Here is a 7,275-nt window from a genome sequence, read left to right as displayed (position 1 = left end):
GTATAATGTCCTATCAATTTATCATTAAATAAATGTAAAAAATGACCCTATTTATTCATTTTTAATGCGTATGTATGTACATTTGTTAATTTATTCGATATATTATGGGTATTGAATGATTACGTGAAGTGTATAGGTCGCTTATATAACACCTTATATTTTTATATCCGTGAAAACTACAAAGTGTATGAAAATCCATTTGTCAAATGAATTTAGTGCGGAAGGAGGTTTGTGGTTACTTCATAGGGTATAATAATCAGTTTTTTACTGATAAAAATATAGGAGGCGACATAATGTTTCGTACGATTTCAAATTTCATGAGAGTAGCTGAGATAAGAAGGAAAATCCTTTTTACACTAGCGATGTTAATCGTTTTTCGAATTGGCACGTTTATTCCAGTTCCTCATACTAACGCAGAGGTATTAAAAGTACAAGATCAAGCTAACGTTCTAGGTATGTTAAACGTATTTGGCGGAGGAGCATTGCAACACTTCTCAATCTTTGCTGTAGGTATTACACCATATATTACAGCTTCCATCATAGTACAGTTACTACAAATGGATGTTATACCTAAATTTTCGGAATGGGCAAAGCAAGGAGAAATGGGCCGTAAGAAATCAGCTCAATTCACTCGATACTTTACAATCATTCTCGCATTCATACAGGCCATCGGAATGTCTTATGGCTTTAATAATATAGCAGGTGGACAATTAATAACAGATCAAAGCTGGACTACATACTTATTTATTGCGACAGTTTTAACTGCAGGTACTGCATTTTTACTTTGGTTAGGCGAACAAATTACCGCTAACGGAGTTGGTAATGGTATTTCGATGATTATCTTCGCAGGTCTCGTTGCCGCCATTCCAAATGTTGCAAATCAAATTTATTTACAACAATTCCAAAATGCTGGCGATCAGCTATTTATGCACATAATAAAAATTGTTTTAATTGGACTCGTAATTTTAGCGATAGTTGTTGGTGTTATTTACATTCAACAAGCTGTACGTAAAATACCGATCCAATATGCAAAAGCTGTTTCAGGAAACAATCAATATCAAGGAGCAAAAAACACTCATTTACCGCTTAAAGTAAATAGTGCTGGTGTTATACCAGTTATCTTTGCTTCTGCATTTTTAATGACGCCGCGTACAATTGCGCAGCTCTTCCCTGATTCAAGCGTATCAAAATGGTTAGTTGCAAATCTTGATTTCGCACATCCAATTGGAATGACACTTTATGTCGGTCTTATCGTTGCTTTCACATACTTCTACGCATTTATTCAAGTAAATCCTGAACAAATGGCTGAGAATTTGAAAAAGCAAAATGGATATGTTCCTGGTATTCGTCCTGGTAAAGCAACTGAACAATATGTAACTAAAATTCTATACCGTTTAACATTTATCGGTGCAATTTTCTTAGGTGCTATTTCTATATTACCGCTCGTATTCACGAAAATTGCTACGTTACCACCTTCTGCTCAAATTGGTGGTACAAGCTTACTTATCATTGTCGGTGTAGCACTAGAAACTATGAAGACGTTAGAAAGCCAGCTTGTAAAACGTCATTATAAAGGCTTTATTAAAAAATTGAATTAATTATCAAAAACACAGTTGGTTATTTTTCCAACTGTGTTTTTGATTTTATCAGTCCTGTAATATACAGGGCTATTGCTTTATTAAACTACATCTCCTTCTCTAATAACCGCCCTTTTTTGAAATAAGTCCGTAGTGTTGAACGATTGGCCAAAAATACACCAATCAATATAAGACAAGCCCCCATTCCCATTGTAGGATTTAAAGGTTCTCCTAAAATGATATATCCCACAATTATTGCAATTAATGGTGATACATATAACCACGTCGATGGAAATACTGGATTTGTTTTTGATAAGAGCCAGTAATATAATCCGTGTCCACCAATCGATCCGATAAATATGAGATATAAAATAGGCCATTGCACACTCCATGAAGTTAATACGGTTACATTTGGTTGTTCTACAATAATAGATGCGATTAGTAGTAAAATCCCTCCATAAAACATTTGAATACCGTTAATAAGAAATGGTGATACATTTGATAAATCTGACAGTATTTCTTTCGAACGAATAGAGCCTATTCCGTAAAATAACTCCCCTATAACTAACACAATACAAGCAATACTCCATATGAAACTTACTTGTTGATGCATTCCTGGTAAAGAAACAAATATAACACCTGCTAGTGCAATAACTAAAGCAACGAGTTGTTCCTTTTGTAATTTCTCCCTATTCCTCTTTGCTTGTATTAATAAAATCATCATTGGTCCCGTAGCAGAAAGAACAGCAGCTAATCCCGAAGAAATATATTGTTCTGACCAATATAAACTTGCGAATGTCATAAATGTTAAACAAAATCCAGCATACATAATGCGTTTTGAAAATATATGTGGCATAATTTCTTTTCGCTTTAATTTAAAAATAATCATAAGGATTATTCCCGCTAAAAAGAAGCGAATTCCTGCTGAAAACAACGGTGGCGCCCCTGCTTCAATTCCAATTTTTATCGTTAAAAATGTTGTCCCGAAAATAATACATACTAAAATGTAATTAAAAATGACCATTTTGCTTCCTCCTTTTTACTCTTAGAATGAGTATAGAGGCTATGGTGTATAACAGTGTATCGATACATATAACAGTTACTTCAAGTTGTAGTTGATTCCCTATATATTTTTCGCTTTAATTAAGTTAAAAAGAAAAATAGGTGAACCTATGAAAATTGTATTGCGTAAAGAAACAAACATACCGTATTACAAGCAAATATATATGCAAATTGTTGACAGAATACAAAGTGGTATGCTTTCACATGGTGAATCTCTTCCTTCTTTACGTTGTATGGCCACAGATTTACAAATCAATGTATTAACAGTTCGTAAAGCGTATAAACAGTTAGAAACGAAAGGGTATATACGCATCGAACAAGGAAAAGGTGCTTACATATATAAACGGGTAAAGAAAGATTTCAAACCAATTCCGTATAAATGGCAACAAATGAAAACGATTAATGTTATGCGTTCTCAATATGCAATGAATAAGCACCGTAAATATTATAATTTTTCACAAGCAATTCTGTATCCTCGTCTGTTACCAAATCCATTTTTGGCAGATGAAATGCATAAATTGCTGGATAAAAATCCGATGTTGTTAGCAACTTATGGGCCAGTTCAAGGCGATTATGAATTGCGAGTTGAAATAGCAAATTACTTAAATGAACACCAGAAATTAGTGACAGACCCATCTCAATTATTAATTACAAGCGGCGCACAACAAGGAATTGATTTAATTGCTCAAACATTATTAAAACCTGGAGATATTGTATTAGTAGAAAGTCCATGTTACAGTGCTGCGCTTGATATTTTCATCAATAAAGGTGTTCAAATCATTCCCGTTTCTCTTGATAATCATGGAGTTCGCTCCGACTTAATTGATGATATTTGTCAAAGTAAAAATCCCGTTTTATTGTATACGAATCCCACCTTCCAGAATCCGACAGGTACAGTAATGAGTAAAGAACGAAGAATGGAACTTATAGAACTATCGGAGTTATATCAATTTTTTATTATTGAAGATGATTCTTTCGGAGAAATATATTTTGAGGATGCTATAATCCCGCCCCCAATCAAAAGTTTTGATAAGGATGGCCACGTAATATATATAAAAGGATTTAGTAAAACGTTAGCACCAGGACTGCGTATCGCGGCACTTATTGCCGATGGTCCTATTTTTGAATGGCTATATGCAGTAAAAGGTTCAATGGATATCGGTAGTCCTTTATTAACACAGAAGGCACTTCTACCGTTTTTACGTGCAGAACGTATGAAAAACCATTTAGAAAAATTACGTACAGCTTTACAAATGAGACGTGATTTAACAATTGATATATTATCGCCATTAAAAGAACTACACTTTGAAATACCAAATGGAGGTTTTAATTTATGGGTGACACTACCTGATTCGATAGATCCCTTTACCTTATTACAAAAAGCAAATGAAGTAGATGTCTCTTTTTTACCAGGAACAGCTTGTCTATTAAATTACGAAACAAATGATAACCAATTAAGAATTAGCTATTCAATGTTAAACGAGAAAGATATGGAAATTGGATTAGAAAAATTACACGATACAATACGAAACAGTATTTGTTAGAAGTAATATCACAATAGCTAACAATAAATAATACTCGAAAATGAAAATGTATAGTATGGGATATTATTTATTGTTGAGCTTTTTCGTTATTCTGAACAACCGGTTTTAAAACTTGTCTTTCTTTTAATTCTTCAACAATACCATATTGATCAATAACAATTGCTTTCATTTCCTCTCCTCCTTGCTGTTTATTTTAATAACATACAATTATTTCTCAAAATTTTTTGCCTTGAATTAACATATAATTATTTTTGGGGGTAATTATGCAAGAAGCATTATAAAGTGAAACTTTAATCAACCCTCGCCAATCGGGCTTTTTCGGGAAGTTGGTCCCCTCCCAACTTCTTTACTTTCCCTGAATTTTAAGGTGGGACTCTTACTGCCCAGCAAATAGCGGGATGAATTCCACCACGAATCTTACACACATCTTAGAATCATCCAAAACTGTTTTATTGATCAAATTCAAAAGAAATGGGGCTAACTATATGAGTGAAAAGATGTTTAAAATAAACGGAATTGATATATGTACAGAAAGCTTTGGAAACCCTAAGAACCCTGCTATTTTATTAATTATGGGTGCTACATGTTCCATGGTTTATTGGGATGAAGAGTTTTGTGAGCTGTTGGCTAGTACGGGGAAGTTTGTTATTCGCTTTGATAACCGTGATGTTGGACGCTCTGTTGCCTATGAACCTAGAACTTCCAATTACACAGTAACAGATATGGCTGAAGATGCAATTGGAGTACTAGATGCTTATCATATTGATAAAGCTCACCTATTTGGCATGTCATTAGGTGGTATGATTGCTCAAATTGCCGCTGTAAAACATCCCGAAAGAATTTTGACGCTAACTTTACTAGCGACTAGTGTAATAGGATCTGATGACAATACTCGCGATTTACCTCCAATGGATGAAAGGATTTTAACACATCATGTAAATGGCACAAGTATAGATTGGGCAAATAAAAATGATGTGGCAGAGTATTTAGTTTCAGGATCTCGTCTATTATGTGGATCAGAACGAATATTTGATGAAAATAGAGTTTATAAACAAGTAAAACAAGAAATAGAACGCGCAAACAATTTATTAAGTATGTTTAATCACGCTTTACTTCAAGGTGATGATGCATATGAAGGTGTACTTCAATCCATACAAGCACCTACATTAGTTATTCACGGAACAGACGATACAGCACTACCATTTGAACATGGCCTCGCACTAATTGATGAAATTCCAAACTCAGTACTATTAACCCTTAAAGGGGCAGGCCATGAAAACCATCCAGATGACTGGGAAAGCATAATTAATGCTGTTTCTAAACATACATCTAAAATTTAGATAAATAACTAATGGAAGGGTCACAAATTGTATTGTGCCCCTTCCATTTACAAACAAAACCCCATCACTGTATTCGTATGTATAGTGATGGGGACTTCTTATATTTTTCTATGTTTAAAAAAATGGACAATCTAATTGATCAACAGATTCCCATAATTTTTTTTTTGCATTTTCAGTGGATGTATTTGTGTCTAGTGTCATGTTTTTAAAAGGGTTTACTTCGACTTTTAATAAGGATGAAGGCTCCACATATAATGAGAAAACATGGCTGCTTGGTAAAGCTTTAGAAACGTCAATATCTCCTACTTGTTTAAATAGTTGCTGCGCAGCAAAGAAGAAGAAATTAGTTGGATTTGATTGTTTATTCAGCCACGCAAGCATTTCAGGTGATACCGATTTATGAATATTGATTTTTACTCGATCACCACGTTTATATCGCCTAGATCGCATACTTCCACCAACTAACTTATCGTTAAGTTTGTAAATCCTAACTCTTTTTGCTTATGCTCTCTATATTTTGGCGAACAAGTATAGACTAATAATCCTCGTGCATTTGTAAATAACGGATTATCTACAAAGATTACATTTTTGAGTCGTCCTTTTTGCTTTAAAATCATTTTTAAACTGTTTTTAATAATTACTGCACCCCCGCCATAAATAAACACGTACGGATCGTCTTTCATATCATCAATTTTATTTATAATATCTGTTGCAACACGCGCTGCTAAACCTAATAGCGCTGGCTGTGATTCCTCAACTAATAATGTATTTCTCGGATGCTTATCATTTAAATAAATTTGATTGAATTCTGTAATGCTATCAATCGTTTTAGTTGGATACTTCCGGTTCCATCTCGTAATGATTTGTAGTAACGTCTCTTTTACACCATAAGATAAACCTTTACTTAGTTGCGGACGGAAATTCACCCCTAATGAAACGACTTCTTCTGTCGTCCCTGCGCCAATATCAAAAGAGAGTAGAGTTTTATCTACAAAATCAATTTCAGAAACTTGATTTTGCTCACATTCTATTTTATGTTTCACAACATTTCCTTCTTCATCGTATACAATGCCCCACGTCCCAGAAGCACCCTCAGGTAGGCATTTACAATACTCAATTGAAACATTAATTGTCACATCGCGTCCGTTCGGATAATGGAAAATAACCTTATGATTTCCCATATAACGTTTTGCATTTTCAGCAGCTATTTCTTGTGTAATAAGCTGCATAGGAAGAGCGACAGATAAATCATAACGAATATTAATATGGCTAGAAGTTGGGCTTTGACGCATAGCGCTTACCGCCAAACCTGATAGTATTGTAATAACCATTAACTCATCCGTTGACTTATTTGATTTCTTCTCTACCTCAGTACCTTTTAATTGATCTTGAATGACTTTTTCTCCAACGATGTATCGTACATTATTTAGCATTAACGATGGCGAACTTATAGTCACATCAATGTGGTTTTCTAATTCAGATAATGAAACATCTACCTCATCTAAGAGTCCTGTAGGCTCACCTATATATAAAGAATAAATACTCGGAATAAAAATAGGGTCTTGCCCTTTCACCATTAACTTCAAACCGTTGTTTCCTGCATCTGCACCAGCTTTTAAAAGTATAGACATAACTACCCCCTAAATTAATCTGACATCCCTTCCAAATATATGCGAGCCCATTCTTTTACATTCAAATGTATTGTAATTTTTTATTTATCATAGAACTAAAATATTACATACTTACATATTT

6 protein-coding genes are annotated in these 7,275 nt (G+C 34.0%); 3 read left to right on the top strand and 3 right to left on the bottom strand.

Annotated features, from left to right (window positions below):
• Positions 1–293: 293 nt before the first annotated feature.
• Positions 294–1,598: a preprotein translocase subunit SecY gene (secY, locus tag ABWK52_RS16890; protein ID WP_098541894.1), complete on the top strand. Its 1,305-nt coding sequence runs from the start codon at positions 294–296 to the stop codon at positions 1,596–1,598.
• An 85-nt stretch (positions 1,599–1,683) separates the two neighbouring features.
• Here the strand turns inward: secY and ABWK52_RS16885 are convergent, their stop codons facing one another.
• Entirely contained in the window at positions 1,684–2,601 is a 918-nt protein-coding gene (locus ABWK52_RS16885; protein ID WP_000234333.1) for a DMT family transporter, read from the bottom strand.
• Between the two features lie 148 nt (positions 2,602–2,749).
• On the opposite strand from ABWK52_RS16885, the gene ABWK52_RS16880 reads away from it, so the two are divergent.
• Both ABWK52_RS16880 and ABWK52_RS16875 read left to right on the top strand, forming a co-directional pair.
• Positions 2,750–4,183, top strand: a complete 1,434-nt coding sequence (locus ABWK52_RS16880; RefSeq protein ID WP_000706791.1) for a PLP-dependent aminotransferase family protein — start codon at positions 2,750–2,752, stop codon at positions 4,181–4,183.
• A 485-nt stretch (positions 4,184–4,668) separates the two neighbouring features.
• On the top strand, positions 4,669–5,523 hold the full coding sequence (locus tag ABWK52_RS16875; RefSeq protein ID WP_001291319.1) for an alpha/beta fold hydrolase: 855 nt from the start codon (positions 4,669–4,671) through the stop codon (positions 5,521–5,523).
• 114 nt (positions 5,524–5,637) lie between these two features.
• Here ABWK52_RS16875 and ABWK52_RS16870 read toward each other — a convergent pair whose 3' ends face one another.
• Positions 5,638–5,973, bottom strand: coding sequence for a hypothetical protein (locus ABWK52_RS16870; protein ID WP_001257760.1), 336 nt, complete (start codon positions 5,971–5,973; stop codon positions 5,638–5,640).
• An 11-nt stretch (positions 5,974–5,984) separates the two neighbouring features.
• Positions 5,985–7,154 (bottom strand): ParM/StbA family protein, encoded by a 1,170-nt coding sequence (locus ABWK52_RS16865; RefSeq protein ID WP_000025622.1) that lies wholly within the window; start codon positions 7,152–7,154, stop codon positions 5,985–5,987.
• Positions 7,155–7,275: the final 121 nt, after the last annotated feature.

The organism is Bacillus sp. AP50, assembly GCF_040492675.1.
In the GTDB taxonomy this organism is placed as follows: Bacteria; Bacillota; Bacilli; order Bacillales; family Bacillaceae_G; genus Bacillus_A; species Bacillus_A cereus.
This window is presented reverse-complemented; position numbering and strand designations above follow the sequence as displayed.